Genomic DNA, 17166 nt, shown 5'->3' on the forward strand with positions numbered 1-17166 from the left:
TAGCGGTAGGCGGTGGCGCGGGAGACGCGGTGGTCGCGGGCCAGGCGGGCGGGGTCGGTGTGGTCGCGCAGCCACCGCAGGCCCAACACGGCCTGGTTAAAGCAGGTCAGGGCGCGGGTTCCGGCGCGGGTGCCCCGGCGGTGGCGTTCGGCATTGAGCAGGCGGGCCAGGTGCCTGGCCAGTGCGTGGGGGACGTCGAGGATGGCAGGATGGGGGATCACAGGGAGTCTTTCCTGGACGGGGTCTTCGCAAATCCAGTCCTACCGGAAGGCTCCCTGTGCCATGCCCGCGGGACCTGACCAGCACAGACCTCACTGAGATCACCTCAAGTGTGCTTACCTGAAAGGAGGCCAAACGGAGATGAGGGACCCCGCCCATCGCAGTGGTAAACGGGACCACCGGACCAACGGTCACCGGCCGACAGGGCTTGTGCCCCTCGTTTTTGGAGGTCTGCCCCGCCGGCGAGGCGTGCTCTTCAGCTCTTGACTTTGGGTTTTAAAGCTTGAAAGTCAAAGGGAAAGCACGAAAGCTTAAAGGCGAAACCCAAAAGCTTAAAATCATCGCCTCGCCGGCGGGGCAGGCCTCCAAAAACGAGGGGGACAGGCTCTACCGGCTGGTCGCTGTTCTGGCGGTGGTCCCGTCTAAAGAAAACTACTGCGGTGGTCCGGGTCCCTCGTCTCCGTTTGGCCTCCTTTCAGGTAAGCACACTTGTCAAGACGCCGTACGATTCGGGCGGTCTTCCGAACAATGCGGCGGCATCTTGACAAGCGCGCTTAGGCTTCGCCAGGCCAAACGGAGACGAGGGACGCGGGATTGGGAGGCTGCGGGCTCGCTGCGCTCGCCCCGCAGCCCGCGAGTGCGGTCAGCTCGACAAACCCGACGGCCCTGCGGGCCCCAAGCCCAGGGCTCTAACCGCCCCAGCCGTGCGGCCCCGCCTTCTCGCCCTCCGCCTTCAGCCCCAGCCGTGCGGCCCCGCCCCTCCAGCCCTCACCCCAGCAGAACCGCAGGCGTCGGCTCCGTGATCAGCGCCGCGAACGTGTGCCGGTCCGCCCACCGGCCCGTCACCCACGCCAGCGCCCGCGCCAGCCCCTCCGGGGTGTCCGCCGCGTGGACCACCTCGCCGTCCACCCACCACGGCACCTCGTGCTCCTCGCCCTCGGCGTGGACCACCAGCTCGTCGTGCACCACCACGGTCCCGGTCGGCAGTTCGACGCCCAGCAGGGCGCACGCCCCGCGCACCGCGCCGAGCTCCGCCCACACCACCTCGTCGCCCTCGCTCCGCAGCGCCCCGACGACCTCCTCGGACGCCAGCGGCAGCTCCAGCAGTTCCGCCAGCTCCGCCGCGCCCCCGTCCGCCGCGAGCACCTGCTCGCCGGGCAGGACCGCCAGCAGCCACGGCAGGTCCGGCACGACCACGTCGTCCGCCGACGCCACCGCGCCCGTCAGCACGCGCACGTGCTCCGGCGGCTCGACCGCGCCCTCCCGCACGTCCGGCGCGACCTCCGCCAGGGCCGCGTGCGCCTTCAGCACCAGCGCGTCCGGCACCGCCCGCTCCGCGTCGCCCAGGCGCGCCAGCAGGTCGACGACGTCGTCCTCGTCGTGCACCGCCAGCTCGGCCCGCACCCCGGCCGCCGCCAGGACGTGCGCGGGCAGCTCCGAGTCGACCTGGTCGTACAGGCCCTCCAGCTCCACCGCGCCTGCCAGCCGCCACGTCCTGGGCGCCCGGCCGCCGATCCTGGCGTACCGGGACAGCCACCAGCCGGTGTACCCGTCCCGCTGCGCGACCGCGCGCCACACCTCGGGGTCGGACACCATCAGCTCCAGCGCCCTGGGCCACCGGTCCTCGGCCACCAGGTCCAGGTCCCGCACGCCCACCACCCGCACTGGCGGCTCGTCGGTCGCGTCCCACCAGTCCGCCTCGTCGGCCAGGTCGTGGTCCGGCTCGGTCGGCTCGTCGTCCACCAGCACCGTGAAGCCGTCCGCCGCGCCGACCGCCGACAGCACCTCGCGCGGCCAGTCCGCCGCGAACTCCGCGTCCAGCACGCCGAACGGCGCGTCGTCGGCCAGCACCTCGCGCAGCGGCGCGTCCGGCAGCAGCAGCTCGTCCGCGCGCCGCCACCCGCCACCGGCCTCGGGCAGCGCCAGCTCGCCCAGCCAGGAACGCCCGCCCGCCCGCGCGACCAGGGACAGCACCCCGTGCACCAGGTCCTCGTCCGGGTCCTCGGCGCTGTGCCGCACGGCGTCCCGGACCGCGTCCGAGTCCAGCACCTCGCCCGCCCCTGCCTCCACCGCGCCCAGGCGCAGCAGCAGCGGGTGCACGGCCTCCGGGTGCGCGATGCGCAGCCCGGTCAGGTCGAAGTCGATCGGCTCGTCCAGCATCAGCACGCCGCGCGGCCCGCTGACCAGCCTGCCGTCCGCGAGCGGCACCGGGAGCGACCCGAGCTCCTCGCGCGCCGACGAGTCCACGTCCGCCCACGGCTGGAGCGCGGTGTACACGTCGTGCCACCAGCCCGGCTCGCCGCCGATGCCCGCCAGCGCGGCCACCACCTCGGCCACCGGCATCCTCGGCACGTCCAGCGCGGCCAGCGCCCGCGCGTGCTCGGGCAGCACCAGCTCGGCGTCCAGCAGGCCGGGGACCACGTCCTCCAGCAGGTCGACCAGGTCCTCGGACGGCGAGTCCAGCACCTTCGCCCGCCTCGGCGACGTCCAGCCGCCGTCCGCCTTGGGCAGCCACTCGGCGTCCCGCAGCGCGGCCAGCACGCCCTGCCTCAGCACACCGTCCACTTCGGACAGCGGGAACCCCGGCAGCGGCACCAGCGCGGTCCGCTCCACGGCGGGCAGCGCGGCCACCAGCGCGGGGTAGGCCTTCGCGGCCATCGCCAGCACGTGCTCCACCGCCGGTCCCACCAGCACCCGGCGGCGCGAGGGCTCGACGGGCAGGGTGGCGATCAGGCGCGCGGGCAGGGACAGCTTCTCGTCGGTGGGCGTCGGCGCGTGCAGCACCTCGCCGTCGAGCGCGCCGTCGACCGGGTAGGCCCAGCACGCCGACCACACCGGCCGCGCCTCGACGCCCTGCGCGAAGCGGTCGGGCAGCTCGCCGCCGACCCGGTGCACCAACCAGGTCCGCTCACCGCCCGGACCGGTGATCACGACCCGGTCGCCGCTCTCGGCGCGCTCCCAGGCCTGCCCGCCGACCTCGACCCTGCGCAGCCCCGGCAGGGCGAGCAGCAGGTCGGCGGCCTGCTCGGCGCACTCGCGCAGCAGCGCCTCGCCGTTCCCGGCGGTGAGCGGCAGCCTGACCTCGGTGGCGAAGCCCTCGGGCGGACCGGCCTCGTCGGTCGGCCACACCAGGCGCAGCACGGGCACGTCGCCGCCGCGCTTGGACGCCAGCTCCGGCACGGCCTCGCGGGTCCGCGCGGCGGAGAACGCGACCCCGCCCGAGGTCGACACCACGCGCGGCGCGTCCGTCACCGCCAGCACGGCGGCGAAGCCGACGCCGAACTGGCCGACCGCGTCGGAGTTCTTCGCCGAGGCGCGCAGCGACGCGAGCGCCGCCACGCCGTCGGCGGTCAGCGGCGCGCCGGTGTTGGCCGCGCGGAACTCGCCGTCCACCAGGGACAGCCGCAGCACGCCCGGTTCCGCACCGGCCGCGTCCGCCGCGTTCTGCGCCAGCTCGACCAGCAGCCGGTCGCGGTAACCGCCGAGCCGCAGGTCCTCCTCGGCGTTGGCGTCCTCCCGGAAGCGGGTGGGCGAACCGCGCCAGGCGGCGAGCACCGACTCCCGCAGGGCCCCGGTGCCGAAGTGGTCCGCGCTCACCGGGCTGTCGTCCCGGCGGAAACCCCGGAAGCGTCGGAAACCCCGGAAGCGTCGGCGGCGCCTGCCGCGCCGTCGGCGTCGGAAACCCGCTCGACCCCGTCCACGGCGCCGGGCGTGTCGCCCTCGCCGGCGGCGCCGTCGGCGGCCTCCGCGACGACCTCGTCGGTGGCCTTGGCGGCGGGCTCGTTCACCTCGACCTCCAGCAGCGCGTCGTCGTACACGACGTCCGCCACCGGCACCGCCGAACCGCCCTCCACCTCGACCTCGGAGTGCGCGCCGCACCCGTACTCGACGTGCACCACGTGCCCGTCCGCAGGCGTCAGCTCGTTCCCGCACACCCCGAACGCCGAACCGAGCGCCCCGGCGATGCGCAGGTAGAAACCGCAGGTGCCGCACGCGGCGGGCGCGCTGCGCGCCATCTCGCTGCGCGGCCCGAAGTCGCCGCCGTGCCAGCGCTCGGCCGCGTCCAGCACGCCCTCGCGGGACAGCACGCGCACCCGGCCGAGCCCGACCTCCAGCGCGACCTCCTCGACCGCCGGGTCCTCGGACTCGACGTAGCCGGGCGCGAGCCTGGGGTCGTCGGGGGACGCGGGCAGCAGGTCGCCGACGCCGAGGTCACCGGCGCGGACCCGCTCGTTCCACGGCACCCACTGCGGGGCGACCAGCGCGTCGTTGCCGGGCAGCAGCACGGCCTCGCTGACCGAGACCGGCGAGCCCTCGCCCGCGTAGGCGACCGTGACGGCCCACTGCCAGCCCCGGTAGCCGGCGTGCTCGGCCTCGAAGAAGTGGGTGACCGACGTCTCGTCCTCGGCGAGGAGCCCGACGTGGGCCCCCACGTGCTCCGATCCGGCTTCCTCCTGCGCCGCGTCGCGCGCGAGCCGCACGGCCGCGGGGTCGGCGAGCACTGGCTGGGGCTGCTGAGTCGGCGTGGCGGTCACAGGTGGATTGTGCCGCACGTCTTCGCCGCGCCGCGCACACGTGCCACCCTTTCGGACGTGCGCTGGTTCGCGGTGTCGATGGTCCCGGTCGTGGTGGTGGCGGTGCTGTCGGGCTGCTCGTCCGGCGGAGACGGCGTTCGGTCGACCGAACCCGCTGGACCGTCCACACCGGCCACCGCCAGGCCCGAGGTCCTGGGAGTGGTCCCGCACGACCCCGACGCGTTCACCCAGGGCCTTGAGCTGTCCGGGGACGTGCTCTACGAGGGCACCGGGCTGGAGGGCCGGTCGAGCATCCGCGAGGTCGACCCGGCGACCGGCGAGGTCCGCAGGAAGGTGGACCTGCCGTCCCCGCTGTTCGGCGAGGGGATCACCGTGGCGGGTGAGCGGATCTGGCAGCTCACCTGGCGCGACGGCGTGGCGATCGAGCGGGACCGGGCGTCGCTGGCCGAGGTGCGCCGCGTCCCGTACGAGGGCGAGGGCTGGGGCCTGTGCCTCGACGGCGGGCGGCTGGTGATGAGCGACGGCACCGCCGAGCTGACCTTCCGCGACCCGGCGACGTTCGACGAGCGGGGGCGGGTCGAGGTCACGCGGGGCGGGGAGCCGCTGGCGGACCTCAACGAGCTGGAGTGCGTCGACGGGCGGGTGTGGGCGAACGTGTGGCAGACCGACGAGGTGGTGCGGATCGACCCGGCCACCGGCGCGGTCGACCTGGTGGCGGACCTGTCGTCGCTGCGGCCGGAGGGCGTTCCCGCGTCGGACGTGCTGAACGGGATCGCCTCGGTGCCTGGCTCGGACGAGTTCCTGGTCACCGGCAAGAACTGGCCGAGCATGTTCCGGGTGCGCTTCACCTCGGGCTGACCGGCGCCCCGCCGCGATCCGCGACAGGGCGTGCCCGTTGCGGCAGGATGGTCGGGATGAGCCCGTCCGACGATCGCGATCACGCGCGGGGGGATCACCCGCGAGAGGACGAGACCCGGCCCGCAGCAGGGGGCGCGGGGCGGAAGCGCTCGGGCAGCGCGCCCTGGGAGACCTACGACCCCGACGGCTACGACCGGCGCAGCCGGGAGCGCGGGCGCGGGCGCGCCGAGCGGGACCACTACGACCGCGACGCCTACGACGAGCGGGGCCGGGAGCGGGGCGGCGCGGATCGGGACACCGAACCGACCGACCCCGCCGGACCCCGGCGCACCAAGCCGATGCCCGGCCACGACGCGCGCACCAAGCCCACCCACAAGCCGACCCAGCTGCCCAGGAAGCTGACCGTCACCCGCGTCGCGCTGTACCGGGCGAAGCTGCTGTCCTCGGTGGGCCTCGGCCGGTTGCGCACCGCCGCGAACGCCGACGGCGCCGGGGAGTCCGGGCTGTCCTCGCTCACCTACGCGGTGATGCTGCACCGGGCCGCCGACGCGGCGCTGGCCGTGGCGCTGGCGAACGCGCTGTTCTTCTCCGCCGGGGTGGACGAGTCCAAGACCCGAGCGGGGCTCTTCCTGCTGGTCACCGCCGTCCCGTTCGCGCTGCTCGCCCCGCTGCTCGGCCCGGCGCTGGACCGGCTGCGGCGCGGGCGGCGGTGGGCGCTGGCCGGGTCGGGCGCGCTGCGCGCGGTGGTGGCGGTGGTGCTGGCGCTGCACTTCGACAGCTGGGCGCTGTACCCGCTCGCGCTGGTCGGCGTGCTGCTGTCCGGGTCGTTCGGCGCGCTGCGGGAGGCGATCACCCAGGGGGTGCTGCCGCCCGAGGTCGCGCGGGCCAGGGCCGACCGCCGTCTGGCGGTGTCCGGGCTGGTCGCGGGCGGGGTGTCCGGGTTGGCGGCGATCGGGCTGGTGAACACGTTCGGCTCGCCGGGCGCGCTGTGGCTCGGCGCCGGGTTGTGCGTGGCGAACGCCTGGTGCTGCCTGCGCGTCCCGGCGGGCGCGGAGGTCGCCGAGGGCGGGGCGCCGGACGCGGCGGGCCGGGAGCGCGGGCGACCGCCGCTCGGCCGCGCGGTGGTGGCCGCGCTGTGGGCGAACGGGTCGGTCCTGGTGCTCGCGGGCTTCCTGGTCCCGTTCGCGGCGTTCCTGGCGCGGGCGGAGGTCGAGTACGACCCGCTCCAGCAGCTGCTGCTGCTCGGCGCGGTGGTGGCGGCGGCGGGCGCGGGCAGCCTGCTGGGCGGCGCGGTCGGCGCGCGCCTGCGGGTCGGCTCACCGGACCGGGTGCTGATCGGCTGCGTCGCGGCGGCGCTGGCCTCGGCGGTGGTGGCCGCGGCGCTGCCGGGGCTGGTGCCGGTGGCGGTGGCCGGGCTGGTCGGGGCGGCGGCGGGCTCGGTGGCGGGGACGACCCTGGACGCGGTCGCGCGGGAGGACCCGCCGGAGCGGTCGCGGGCGTCCGCGCTCGTGCGGCCGGAGGCGCTCCCCGGACTGGGCTGGGTGCTCGGCGGCGCGCTGGGCGTGCTGCTGCCCACCGAGCAGTGGATCGGGTTCGCGGTGGTCTCGCTGCTGCTCGCGCTGGGACTGGCCCAGGTGGTGCTGACCGCGCGGGGCAGATCGCTGCTGCCCCGGCGGGGCGGGGACCGGCCGGTCGGGGCCGGGGCGGCGGACGGCTGAGCGCACCACGTAGGCTCGGGGGCGTGCGCCGAGCCGTCGTCCTCACCGCGTTGCCGCTGCTCCTGGCCACCGGCTGCGGTGCTCCCCCGCACCCCGAGGTGACCTTCCACGCCGACGGCAGGACGATCGTGGTCTCCCCCACGCAGTACTGCGACCTGGACTCGGAGAACTGCGACGTGGACCCGGCGGCGGCGGGCGTGCTGCGGGTGCGGCCGGGCAAGGTGGTGCAGATCTCGGTGCCCGCGCAGCTCGCGGACAGCGTGTGGGCGGTGGCGTTCACCTACCGCGACGCGGCCGGGGTGACGCAGGAGCCGATGCGCAGCAAGGTGTTCACGCCGAACAAGCCGCAGCACGCGTACACGCTCCAGCTCCCGAACGACACCGATCAGCTGGAGAGCGTCGAGGTGCAGCAGCTGGGCACCCGCATCGAGGGCAGCACGACCGCAGCCGTGGACTTCGTGGCGCGCGGCACGTGGGTGCTGTCGGTGGACGACCGGAAGCGGGACTGACCGCTCCCCGCGAGACGGCGGAGGCGCCCCCCTCGGGGATGACGCCTCCGGTCGACCAGGGACGCGGGTCTACGGGTCGAGATCCCGCGCGATGGCGCGGACCGCGTCGGCGATCAGCTTTGCGCTCCTGCGCTCGGGGTAGCGGCCCCTGCGCAGCTCGGGCTGCACCCGCAGCTCCAGCAGCTTGATCATGTCCTCGATCACCCCGTGCAGCTCCTCGGCGGGGCGCCTGCGCGCCTCGGCCACCGAGGGCGCCGGGTCGACCAGGCGCACGGACAGGGCCTGCGGCCCCCTGCGGCCCTCGGCCATGCCGAACTCGATGCGCTGACCGGCTTTGAGCGCCTCGACCCCTTCGGGCAGCGCGGACTTCCGCACGTAGACGTCCTCGCCGCCGTCCTGCGTGACGAAGCCGAAGCCCTTCTCCGAGTCGTACCACTTGACCTTGCCGGTCGGCACCGCTCTCACCGTTCCCTTTGCTCCAACATGGCGAACGCGCCCTCGGGCGTGCCCAGGACGCGTTCCACCAGAGTAGCCAGAAGGCCTCGACCGGGGCACCTCCAAAAGCGCGACCCCCGCGCGGCTACCCTCGTGGCATGACGACCGCGAGGATGATGCCGCTGGCAGTGGGCCTGTTCGCGATCGGCGTCGTGGCCCTGGTGGCCATGTTCGCCGTCGGCTCGCCGGGGCTGCCCGGCTGGGTCTTCGCGCTCGGGCTGCTGTGCTCCCCCGCCGGTCTGGCGCTGGGCGTGATCACGGTGATCCGCGACTCGCGGCGCCCCCGCGCGCGCCAGGGCTGACGCCCGCTCCCGGCTCTCAGGCGGTGCGCTCGCCCGCGATCCCGCCTGCGTGCTCGCCCGCGCGGAGCCGGTCGGCGTTCGCGCGCAGCCAGGCGGGGAAGCCGGTCAGGTCGGGCAGGACCACGTCCGCGCCCGCCTCGGTCAGCTCCTCGGCGCCGCACGGACCGGTGACCACGCACAGGGACAGCGCGTCGGCGGCCTTCGCCCCGCGCACGTCGCCGACGTGGTCGCCCACGTACACCGAGGCCCCGTGCAGCTTGAGCGCCTCGGCCTTGCCGGTCGACCACAGCTCGCCGAACAGGTGGTCCACCTCCCAGCCGAACGCGGCCAGGTGCAGCGCCGCGTTCGCCCGGTACTTGCCGGTGACGACGACCGTGGTGCCGCCCAGCTCGCGCACGGCGTCGAGCGACTCGGCCGCGCCGGGCAGCGCGACGGTCGCCGGGATGACGATCTCCGGGTAGAGCGCGCGGAAGCGGGCGACCAGGACGGGGATGTCCTCCTCGGGCACGCCGTAGCCCCGGAAGGAGACGTCAAGGGGCGGGCCGAGGTTGGCGGCGAAGTGCGCGCCGTCGATCGGGTAGCCGCTCTCGGCGCGGACCGCCTCCATCACGGCGGCCATGCCGGGCCTGGGGTCGATGAGGGTCATGTCCAGGTCGAAACCGATGGTCAGCGGCACGGGGGCCACTCTACGGGCCGGACCGCCCCGGCTCGCCCGGCTTGGGAGCGGGGTCACGGCGACCGGGTCCGGGGGCTCCTGGACCGGTGATCGGGGACGGTGCTCGGGGGCGGTGCTCGGGGCCGGTGATCGGACTCGGCCGGTCGACCAACCCGGTAACCGGGTGATCACGTGTCTTTACAAGGGCACCGCGCTCGTGCCAAAACTGTCCGTCGTGACCGAGTTCTCCGGGACCACGCGCCCCGAGGCCACACCAGCGACGGCCCTCCGGCCGCCCGCCGCGCCCGTCCGCGCGGCCACCCCCGCACCCCGCCCGGCGGGCGACCGCCCGGTCCCGGACCGGTGCGGCGTGCCGACCGTCCCCTTAGCCCGCACCGACGCGCGCCCGCTCGACCCCGCGCCCAGCACCGGGCCGGACCGGCCCGAAACCCGCTCCACCGCAGGTCCGCGCCCACCCGAGGGCTCCTCCGCAGCACACCCACGCCGGTCCGAAGGCGCCGCCGCACGCCCGCACGAGGGCTCCCCCACCGCAGACCCGCCCACACCCGCAGGTCCTGCCGCCGCACGCCCGCACCCGCACGCGGGGTCTGCCGACGCACGCCCGCCCCAGGGCTCCCCCGCCGGAGACCGGCCCGCGCCCACAAGCTCCGCGCCCTCGCCCGAGAGCCCGACCGCCGCGCGTCCACACCCGGCCACGGGCCGTGCCGCCGCGCCCCCGCCCCAGGGCTCCCCCGCCGCAGATCGACCCGCGCCCGAAAGCCCCGAAAGCTCTGCGGCAGCGCACCCGCCCTCGCCCGAGGACCCGAACACCGCGCGTCCACACCCGCCTGCGGGTCCCGCCTGCGCGCGCACGCCTGCCGGTCCCGCCCCCACGCACCCGCAGCAGCCCGGTCTCTCCCCCACGACACCCCCGCCCCACCCGGCAGCACCTCCGGGCGCGACCGGCGCCCCCACCGCACCCCGCCCCACCCGCTGGGAACCCGCCACCGCCCCCATCCCGGCGACCCCGACCACCGGCCCCGGCCCGATCATCGACGCCGCCGTCGCGCTGGTCGCCGAGCACGGCGCGCGCGGGCTGCGGGTCGCCGACGTCGCCTCGCGCGCCGGGGTGAGCAGGCAGACCGTCTACAACGAGCACGGCAACAAGCAGCGGCTGGTCGAGGCCGTCGCGCTGGTCAAGACCGCTGAGTTCGTGGACGCCGCCCGCGCCTGCCTGGCCCGCTCGCCGGGCGCGGTGGAGGGGGTCGCGGAGGCCGTGCGGCAGGTGCACGCGCTCACCCGGCTCGACCCGCTGGCCCGCTCGGTCCTCACCGGCACCGACGCCGACGACATGCTGCCGATGCTCACCACGCGCGGCGGCTGGGTGCTCGACCTCGTGGCGCCCGCCATCGGCGAGCACCTGGCCAGGCACCGGCCGGACCTGCCGCCCGCGCGGATCGCGTTCGCGGCGGACGTGCTGACCCGGCTGGCGCTCAGCCACCTGCTGACCCCCGACCACGGCCCCGACCGCGCGGTCGACCGGGCGGCCGACTGCGCCGTCGAGGCCGTGACGGTGGTCGCGGCGGCCCTGCTGGGGCCTAGCCCGCAGCGGGCGGGGTGACGTCCCTGGCGGGCGCGGGGTAGTGGACGCCGAGCTGCGCGACGCCCTCGGCCAGCACGCGCGCGATGGACAGCGAGTCAGCCCAGGACATGTCCGGGCTCTCGGTGTCACCGGCGCGCACCCGGTCGGCCACCTCGCGCAGCTGCGGCACGTACCCGGAGCCCTCCAGCTCGGCGGTGCGCTCCACGTCGTTGATCACGACGCGGGTCGGGCAGTGCGCGGGCTGGTGCAGGTCGATGCGGCCCTTCGTGCCGAACACCGTCGCGTACGAGCCGGGCGAGGTGGTCAACGTGGAGGTGAGCAGCGCCTGCGCGCCGCTCTCGTAGCCGAGCAGCAGCGCGGCCTCTGCGTCCACCCCGGACGGGGCGAGGGAGCCGGTGACCTGGATGGTCCTCGGGTCGCCGAGCAGCATCTGGGCGATCGAGACCGGGTACAGGCCGAGGTCCATCAGGGACCCGCCGCCGAGCTCCAGGTTCCACAGCCGGTGCTCGGGCTCGAACGGGAGGGCGAAGCCGAAGTCGGCGCGCACGCTGCGCACGTCGCCGATCTCGCCGTCCGCGACGGCCGCGCGGACCTGGCGGATGAGCGGGTTGAACCTGGTCCAGATGGCCTCCATGAGGAACAGGCCGCGCTCGCGGGCCAGCTCGACCAGCTCGCGGGTGTCCTCGACGGTGAGCGTCATGGGCTTCTCGCACAGCACGTGCTTGCCCGCTTCGAGGGCGAGGCGGGCGGCGGAGCGGTGCTGGGCGTGCGGCGTGGCGACGTAGACGACGTCCACGTCGGGGTCCGCGACCAGCTCCTCAACGCTCCCGTACGCGCGCGGGATGCCGTGCTTGGCGGCGAACTCCTCGGCCCGTTCGAGCTTGCGGGAGGAGACCGCGAGGGCTTCGGAGCCCTCCAGCGCGAGCAGGTCTGCGGTGACGACGTCGGCGATGCCACCCGTGGCGACGATTCCCCAGCGAACTGTTTTCAGCACGATGGGTGAGCTTAATCGGGCAGGATGGTGGTATGCGCCTCGTGCTCAACCTCATCTGGCTGGTGATCAGCGGCTTCTGGCTCGCGGTCGGTTACGCGTTCGCGGGGGTGATCTGCTGCATCTTCATCATCACGATCCCCTGGGGGCTCGCCTCGTTCCGCATCGCGAACTACGCGCTGTGGCCGTTCGGCCGGGACGTGGTCGACCGGCACGACGCCGGGGCCGCCTCGCTCCTGGGCAACATCATCTGGATCGTCGTCGCCGGGTGGTGGCTGGCGCTCGGGCACATCGTGACCGGAGCCCTGCTGTGCGTCACGATCATCGGCATCCCGATGGGCATCGCGAACTTCAAGCTCATCCCGGTGTCGCTGATGCCGCTGGGCAAGGTCATCGTCGACCGCCCCTGATCCCCGATCCCCCGCTGGGGCAGGTCGCCTGCCTCAGCGCAGCTCGACCACCAGGCACGGCCCGCCGCTGTACAGGCCCGCGTCGACCGCGAGGACCCGGTCGTCCGCGTACCGCAGCGGGCCGTCGACCTCCTCGGGCATGACGCCGAGCTGGTCGGCGAAGACGCTGTGCCCGTGCACGATCTCCGTGCCGCCCATGAGCTTGAGCAGCTCGCCCGCGACGACCCCGCCCTCGGGGCCCCGGAACGCGTAGCGGGTGGTCATCTTGCGCCAGCACTCCCACCACTGCGGCAGGTCGTCGCCGGTGAGGATCGCGCGCACCGCCTCGTTGACCTCCTCCACGGTGCCGCCCCACTCCAGGTAGGCGAGCGTGTCGGAGTGCATCAGCAGGTGGTCGTCCACCAGGTGCACGACCTCGCGGCTGGTCAGCCACTCGATGTGCTCGGGGGTGAGCCGCTCCTGGTCGCTGCGCAGGCCGCCGTTGAGGTTCCAGCTCTTGGCGAAGCTGCGCGGGGTGGGCGCGCCGGGCACGTCCTCGTCGCCGAAGCGGTGCATCCCGAGCAGCAGCACCTCGTGGTTGCCGACCAGCGAGTCGACCCGCCCGCCGCTCTCGCCCGCCTGCGCGGAGAGCCGCATGACGAGGTCGATGACGCCGATCCCGTCGGGACCGCGGTCGACGAAGTCGCCGAGGAACCACAGCTCCGCGTCACCGCCGCTCCAGTCCCCGGAGTCGTCCACGAGGCCTGCCGCGTTGAGCGCGCGGGTGAGTTCGGCGAGGTGGCCGTGCACGTCGCCGACCACGTAAAGCTGGCGTTCCACACAGCGACGATATGCGACGGCGCGGGGTGGTGCGGGCAAGTCGATCAGATGACCTCCACGACCGCCCCGCCGGTCTCCCCCGCAGGGGTGATCAACTGCGCGGGCGCTGCTCCGCGCCGCGCGGCGCTACCCACGCTCCCGGCCAGGCGAAACCCGAGGGCGCGGTGGCGAAGGACACAGGGCGGCGGAGGTCACGGCGGGCCGGGCCGGACGCCGTCAGCCCAGGCGGGAGGCGGTGATCGCGGCGCGCACCAGCTCGCCGTCCCCCTCGACCACCAGCCGGTCCGGCGCCACCCGCCGCCACAGCGCCAGGTGCAGCAGCTCGGCCGTCCCGGACAGCGCGCCACCGGCCCCTCCACCCGCGCGGACCCGGTCGGCCTCGGCGGCGTCGAGCAACCGGAGCCCGTCGCCCGCCGACCCGATCAGCCAGGTCCGGCCGGTGTCGACGGCCCGCAGCTCCACCACGCCCGGTCGCGCGAGGTCGCCGCCCAGGAGGCGCTCGGCGAACTCGGCCACCCCGTCCTCGGCCAGCTCGGGGGACGCGGTCACCGGCTCGCCGACCGCCGCGCAGGCGTCGTGGCGGTGCACCACCAGCTCGTGCGCCACCCTGCGCAGCACCTCGGTCGCCGGGGTCCGCCCGGTCGGCGACCACCAGGCCCACACCGGCGCGTCGTCCCCGACCCGCCCGGCCGCGTCGCGCAGGCGCGCGGACGCGAGCCACAGGCCGTCCGGCCCCTCGCCGTCGAACAGCTCGCCGACCTCGCGGCGCACCTCGTCGACTTCGGGCGCGGCGCCACCGGCGGGCAGCGCCGCCGCCCACCACAGCTGCACCTCGGCGACGTGGCGGACCAGGTCGCCCACCACCCAACCGGGACAGGCGGGCACGGGCGCGTCGAACCGCCCGCGCGCCGCCGCCTCGAGACCGTCGCCGTGCTCAGCCACCGCTGCCCGCAGATCGATGCCCACACCGGGACGGTAGCGGTGGCACTTCACCCGACCAGGTGGTTCGGCAGCGCGCGCACCGGACGGCGCAGCGCCGCTGCCGCGCTCGGGTCGGCGGGTCGGCGGGTCGCGGCGGACCGCCCGGCCTCCAGCCCGGCTCAGCCTGGTCCGGCTCGGCCCAGCCCAGCCCAGTCCGGCCCAGCCCAGTCCGGCCCGGCTCAGCCCAGCTCGCCGAACGGGTCCGCCGAGTGCCCCACCAGGTCCGCGATGGACTTCAGCACCCGCGTCGGCCGGTACGGGTACAGCTCGGCCGTCGACTCCGCCGAGATGCCGCTGAGCACCAGGATCGTCCGCAGCCCGGCCTCCAGCCCGGCGCGCACGTCGGTGTCCATCCGGTCGCCGATCATGAGCGTGTTCTCCGAGTGCGCGCCCAGCGCCCGCAGCGCCGACCTCATCATCAGCGAGTTCGGCTTGCCCACGTAGTACGGCTCGCGCCCGGTGGCCCGCTCGATCAGCGCCGCGACCGCGCCGGTCGCGGGCAGCGAGCCCTCGCGCGAGGGACCGGTGGCGTCCGGGTTGGTGGCGATGAACTTCGCGCCCTCCTCGACCAGCCGGATCGCCTTGGTGATGGCGGTGAAGCTGTAGGTGCGGGTCTCGCCGAGCACCACGTAGTCGGGGTCGCGGTCGGTCAGCACGTAGCCGACCTCGTGCAGCGCCGTGGTCAGCCCGGCCTCGCCGATGACGAACGCCGAGCCGCCGGGGCGCTGCGAGTCCAGGAACCGGGCGGTGGCCAGCGCGGACGTCCAGATCGCCGTCTCCGGCACCTCCAGCCCGGTCCGCGACAGCCGGGCGCGCAGGTCCCTGGGCGTGTAGATGGAGTTGTTCGTCAGCACGAGGAAGGGGATCCCGGCCGCGGTCAGCTCGGCGACGAACTCACCGGAACCGGGGATCGGGTGCTCCTCGTGCACCAGCACGCCGTCCATGTCCATGAGGTAGTTCCAGCCCATGGCGGCCATGATCCCAGGATCAGGCGTCGGCCACGCGACCGCGGATCGTCTCCAGCAGGGCGAGCTGGTAGCGCTCGACCACCGCGCGCTCCTCGCGGGTGAACCCGCGCAGGGTGGCCTCCAGCACCTCGACGCCGTCCCGGAACAGCGCGGCGACCTCGCCCGCCCTCGGCCCGGACACCTCCACGAGCACCTTGCGCCGGTCGTGCGGGTCGCGGACGCGGCGCACGTAGCCCGCGCGCTCCAAGCGGTCGATGACGCCGGTCACCGCGCCGGTGGACAGGCCGGAGAGCTCCGCTATCCGACCGGCGGTGACCGGGGCGTCGGTGGCGAGCGCGAGGCCGAGGCACTTCTCGTCCGTCGTGGACAGGCCCATCCGCTCCGCCGCCCTGCCGTGCAGCAGCGCGGTGAGCGCGCCCGTCTCCCGCGCGTGCGCGCTGAACCGCTCCAGTTCCTCGGCGGGGACGTCGTGCTCGCTCATGCGGAGGAATTTAGCCCCCGTCCAGGCAGGCAGAACGACCGCTCTGCCGGTTATGCCCGTTACACCGGGCCGTCCCGGCGAGTGAGCCCATTACCCTGGTCGGGGTGACGGCAGTCGACTTGGGACTACCCGTCGTGCGCAGTGCCCCCCACGTCACCGCACGTCCGGAGTCCCCCGCGCTCATCGACCGGTTCGGTCGGGTGGCGACCGACCTCAGGGTCTCGCTCACCGACAAGTGCAACCTGCGCTGCACCTACTGCATGCCCGCCGAGGGCCTGGACTGGTTGCGCAAGCCCGAGCTCCTCTCCGACGAGGAGCTGGTCAGGGTCATCGGGATCGCGGTGACCCGGCTCGGCGTGACCGACGTCCGGTTCACCGGCGGCGAACCGCTGCTCCGCAAGGGGCTGGAGGGCGTGCTGGCGGCGACCTCGGCGCTGGAGCCGAAGCCCCGCGTGTCGATGACGACCAACGGCATCTCGCTCGCGGCGCGCGCGGCCGGGCTGAGGGCGGCGGGGCTGGACCGGGTGAACGTGTCGCTGGACACGCTGGACCGCGAGCGGTTCCGCGAGCTGACCCGGCGGGACCGGCTGCCCGACGTGCTGGAGGGGCTCGCGGCGGCGCGCGCGGCCGGGCTGGAGCCCGTGAAGATCAACTCGGTGCTGATGCGCGGGGTGAACGACGACGAGGCGGTGACCCTGCTGGAGTTCGCCGTCGAGCACGGCTACCAGCTGCGGTTCATCGAGCAGATGCCGCTCGACCCGCAGCACGGCTGGGACCGGTCGGAGATGGTGACCGCGCGGGAGATCCTGGACGCGCTGGGGACCCGGTTCGACCTGGCCCCGGTGCCGGTGCGCGGCGCCGCGCCCGCCGAGCGGTGGGTGGTCGACGGCGGGCCGTCGGTGGTGGGCGTGATCGCGGCGGTGACCCGGCCGTTCTGCGGGGCCTGCGACCGGACCCGGCTGACCGCCGACGGGCAGGTGCGCAACTGCCTGTTCAGCGGCGCGGAGACCGACCTGCGGGCGCTGCTGCGCTCGGGGGCCTCGGACGAGGAGATCGCCGAGCGGTGGCGGGGCAACGCCTGGGCCAAGGCCGAGGGGCACGGGATCGACGGGGACGGGTTCGCGCAGCCGGACCGCCCCATGAGCGCTATCGGAGGATGACGTGGTCGAGCTGACCGTCCGCTACTTCGCGGGGGCGCGCGCCGCCGCCGGGGTGCCCGCCGAGACCCTGGCGGTGCCGGGCGAGGTGTCCGGGACGACCGTGGCGCACGTGCTCGACGTCGTGCGCGCGAAGCACGGCGCGAACCTGACCCGCGTGCTGGCGGCGTCGAGCTTCCTGCTGGACGGGGTCGCGGTCCGGGACCACGCCGCAGCGGTGTCCGCAGGGGCCGAGCTGGACGTGCTGCCCCCGTTCGCGGGCGGTTGATCACTGGCCCGAAGAGGTGACCCATGACTCACCGACGGTAATTGATATCGCCAAATCTCGGAATGGAAACGGGACGGTAACGTACGTCCTGAGCTGCGGTTATCACCGGGTCGACCCGGCCTCGTGAAACGTTACAGTGACTGCCGTCACAGTCCAGAACGTTTGGCGAGCCGGTCCACGGCTACGTACGGTCGCTT

At 74.8% G+C, this 17166-nt stretch carries 17 protein-coding genes and 1 pseudogene; 8 read left to right on the plus strand and 10 right to left on the minus strand.

Annotation, left to right across the window (positions count from 1 at the left end; translation table 11 throughout):
• From LV78_RS23740 to LV78_RS23750, 3 genes and pseudogenes are all read right to left on the minus strand, one after another.
• Positions 1-221: pseudogene (locus LV78_RS23740) on the minus strand (IS5/IS1182 family transposase); the annotation flags it as partial.
• A 766-nt stretch (positions 222-987) separates the two neighbouring features.
• On the minus strand, positions 988-3816 hold the full coding sequence (locus LV78_RS23745) for a sacsin N-terminal ATP-binding-like domain-containing protein (RefSeq protein ID WP_253847828.1): 2829 nt from the start codon (positions 3814-3816) through the stop codon (positions 988-990).
• On the minus strand, positions 3813-4754 hold the full coding sequence (locus tag LV78_RS23750) for a DUF3027 domain-containing protein (protein ID WP_253847829.1): 942 nt from the start codon (positions 4752-4754) through the stop codon (positions 3813-3815). The genes LV78_RS23745 and LV78_RS23750 overlap by 4 nt, the downstream gene beginning before the upstream one ends.
• A 78-nt stretch (positions 4755-4832) precedes the next feature.
• Here LV78_RS23750 and LV78_RS23755 point away from each other — a divergent pair, with 78 nt between their 5' ends.
• Genes LV78_RS23755 through LV78_RS23765 form a run of 3 tightly spaced genes read left to right on the plus strand, consistent with a single transcriptional unit; the run spans position 4833 to position 7839 of the window.
• A complete protein-coding gene (locus LV78_RS23755) occupies positions 4833-5612 on the plus strand; it encodes a glutaminyl-peptide cyclotransferase (RefSeq protein WP_253848094.1) in 780 nt (259 codons plus the stop codon).
• 56 nt (positions 5613-5668) lie between these two features.
• The gene (locus tag LV78_RS23760) at positions 5669-7330 is read left to right on the plus strand and encodes an MFS transporter (RefSeq protein ID WP_253847830.1); all 1662 of its coding nucleotides are present in this window, start codon (positions 5669-5671) and stop codon (positions 7328-7330) included.
• A 23-nt stretch (positions 7331-7353) separates the two neighbouring features.
• The gene (locus tag LV78_RS23765) at positions 7354-7839 is read left to right on the plus strand and encodes a DUF2771 family protein (protein ID WP_253847831.1); all 486 of its coding nucleotides are present in this window, start codon (positions 7354-7356) and stop codon (positions 7837-7839) included.
• A gap of 69 nt (positions 7840-7908) precedes the next feature.
• Here LV78_RS23765 and LV78_RS23770 read toward each other — a convergent pair whose 3' ends face one another.
• Complete coding sequence (locus LV78_RS23770; protein WP_253848095.1) at positions 7909-8295, minus strand: cold-shock protein; 387 nt, start codon at positions 8293-8295, stop codon at positions 7909-7911.
• Positions 8296-8432: 137 nt separating this feature from the next.
• Here LV78_RS23770 and LV78_RS23775 point away from each other — a divergent pair, with 137 nt between their 5' ends.
• Positions 8433-8636 (plus strand): hypothetical protein, encoded by a 204-nt coding sequence (locus tag LV78_RS23775; protein WP_012783110.1) that lies wholly within the window; start codon positions 8433-8435, stop codon positions 8634-8636.
• A gap of 16 nt (positions 8637-8652) precedes the next feature.
• Here LV78_RS23775 and LV78_RS23780 read toward each other — a convergent pair whose 3' ends face one another.
• Positions 8653-9312 (minus strand): HAD family hydrolase, encoded by a 660-nt coding sequence (locus LV78_RS23780; protein ID WP_253847832.1) that lies wholly within the window; start codon positions 9310-9312, stop codon positions 8653-8655.
• On the opposite strand from LV78_RS23780, the gene LV78_RS40990 reads away from it, so the two are divergent.
• The gene (locus LV78_RS40990) at positions 9299-10912 is read left to right on the plus strand and encodes a TetR/AcrR family transcriptional regulator (protein WP_301307233.1); all 1614 of its coding nucleotides are present in this window, start codon (positions 9299-9301) and stop codon (positions 10910-10912) included. The genes LV78_RS23780 and LV78_RS40990 overlap by 14 nt on opposite strands.
• Here the strand turns inward: LV78_RS40990 and LV78_RS23790 are convergent.
• Entirely contained in the window at positions 10890-11888 is a 999-nt protein-coding gene (locus tag LV78_RS23790; RefSeq protein ID WP_253847834.1) for a Gfo/Idh/MocA family protein, read from the minus strand. The two genes, LV78_RS40990 and LV78_RS23790, sit on opposite strands and share 23 nt — an antisense overlap.
• Positions 11889-11920: 32 nt before the next feature.
• Between LV78_RS23790 and LV78_RS23795 the strand changes: the two genes are divergently transcribed.
• A complete protein-coding gene (locus LV78_RS23795; protein ID WP_253847835.1) occupies positions 11921-12295 on the plus strand; it encodes a YccF domain-containing protein in 375 nt (124 codons plus the stop codon).
• 33 nt (positions 12296-12328) lie between these two features.
• On the opposite strand, the gene LV78_RS23800 is transcribed toward LV78_RS23795, so the two are convergent.
• The 4 genes from LV78_RS23800 to LV78_RS23815 all read right to left on the minus strand — a co-directional run bounded on the left by LV78_RS23800 (position 12329) and on the right by LV78_RS23815 (position 15544).
• Positions 12329-13114, minus strand: coding sequence for a metallophosphoesterase (locus tag LV78_RS23800; protein ID WP_253847836.1), 786 nt, complete (start codon positions 13112-13114; stop codon positions 12329-12331).
• Between the two features lie 216 nt (positions 13115-13330).
• Positions 13331-14080, minus strand: a complete 750-nt coding sequence (locus LV78_RS23805) for a maleylpyruvate isomerase N-terminal domain-containing protein (protein ID WP_253847837.1) — start codon at positions 14078-14080, stop codon at positions 13331-13333.
• A 194-nt stretch (positions 14081-14274) separates the two neighbouring features.
• Positions 14275-15072 carry an HAD-IIA family hydrolase gene (locus tag LV78_RS23810; RefSeq protein WP_372494988.1) on the minus strand — a complete coding sequence of 266 codons (798 nt, stop codon included), beginning with the start codon at positions 15070-15072 and terminating at the stop codon, positions 14275-14277.
• Between the two features lie 10 nt (positions 15073-15082).
• Entirely contained in the window at positions 15083-15544 is a 462-nt protein-coding gene (locus LV78_RS23815; RefSeq protein WP_253847838.1) for a MarR family winged helix-turn-helix transcriptional regulator, read from the minus strand.
• A gap of 104 nt (positions 15545-15648) precedes the next feature.
• On the opposite strand from LV78_RS23815, the gene moaA reads away from it, so the two are divergent.
• Positions 15649-16704 carry a GTP 3',8-cyclase MoaA gene (gene moaA, locus LV78_RS23820; protein WP_253847839.1) on the plus strand — a complete coding sequence of 352 codons (1056 nt, stop codon included), beginning with the start codon at positions 15649-15651 and terminating at the stop codon, positions 16702-16704.
• A 1-nt stretch (position 16705) separates the two neighbouring features.
• Entirely contained in the window at positions 16706-16969 is a 264-nt protein-coding gene (locus tag LV78_RS23825; RefSeq protein WP_253847840.1) for a MoaD/ThiS family protein, read from the plus strand.
• The last annotated feature ends 197 nt before the right edge of the window (positions 16970-17166 follow it).

Origin of the sequence: Actinosynnema pretiosum (assembly GCF_024171695.1) — a bacterium.
Lineage (GTDB): Bacteria > Actinomycetota > Actinomycetes > Mycobacteriales > Pseudonocardiaceae > Actinosynnema > Actinosynnema pretiosum.

Bases quoted from the DNA above. Each gene is read 5' to 3' on its own strand.
- LV78_RS23755 (WP_253848094.1), top strand. From the start codon at position 4,833: ATGGTCCCGGTCGTGGTGGTGGCGGTGCTGTCGGGCTGCTCGTCCGGC.
- LV78_RS23760 (WP_253847830.1), top strand. From the start codon at position 5,669: ATGAGCCCGTCCGACGATCGCGATCACGCGCGGGGGGATCACCCGCGA.
- LV78_RS23775 (WP_012783110.1), top strand. From the start codon at position 8,433: ATGACGACCGCGAGGATGATGCCGCTGGCAGTGGGCCTGTTCGCGATC.
- LV78_RS40990 (WP_301307233.1), top strand. From the start codon at position 9,299: ATGGTCAGCGGCACGGGGGCCACTCTACGGGCCGGACCGCCCCGGCTC.
- LV78_RS23795 (WP_253847835.1), top strand. From the start codon at position 11,921: ATGCGCCTCGTGCTCAACCTCATCTGGCTGGTGATCAGCGGCTTCTGG.
- LV78_RS23810 (WP_372494988.1), bottom strand. From the start codon at position 15,072: ATGGCCGCCATGGGCTGGAACTACCTCATGGACATGGACGGCGTGCTG.
- LV78_RS23815 (WP_253847838.1), bottom strand. From the start codon at position 15,544: ATGAGCGAGCACGACGTCCCCGCCGAGGAACTGGAGCGGTTCAGCGCG.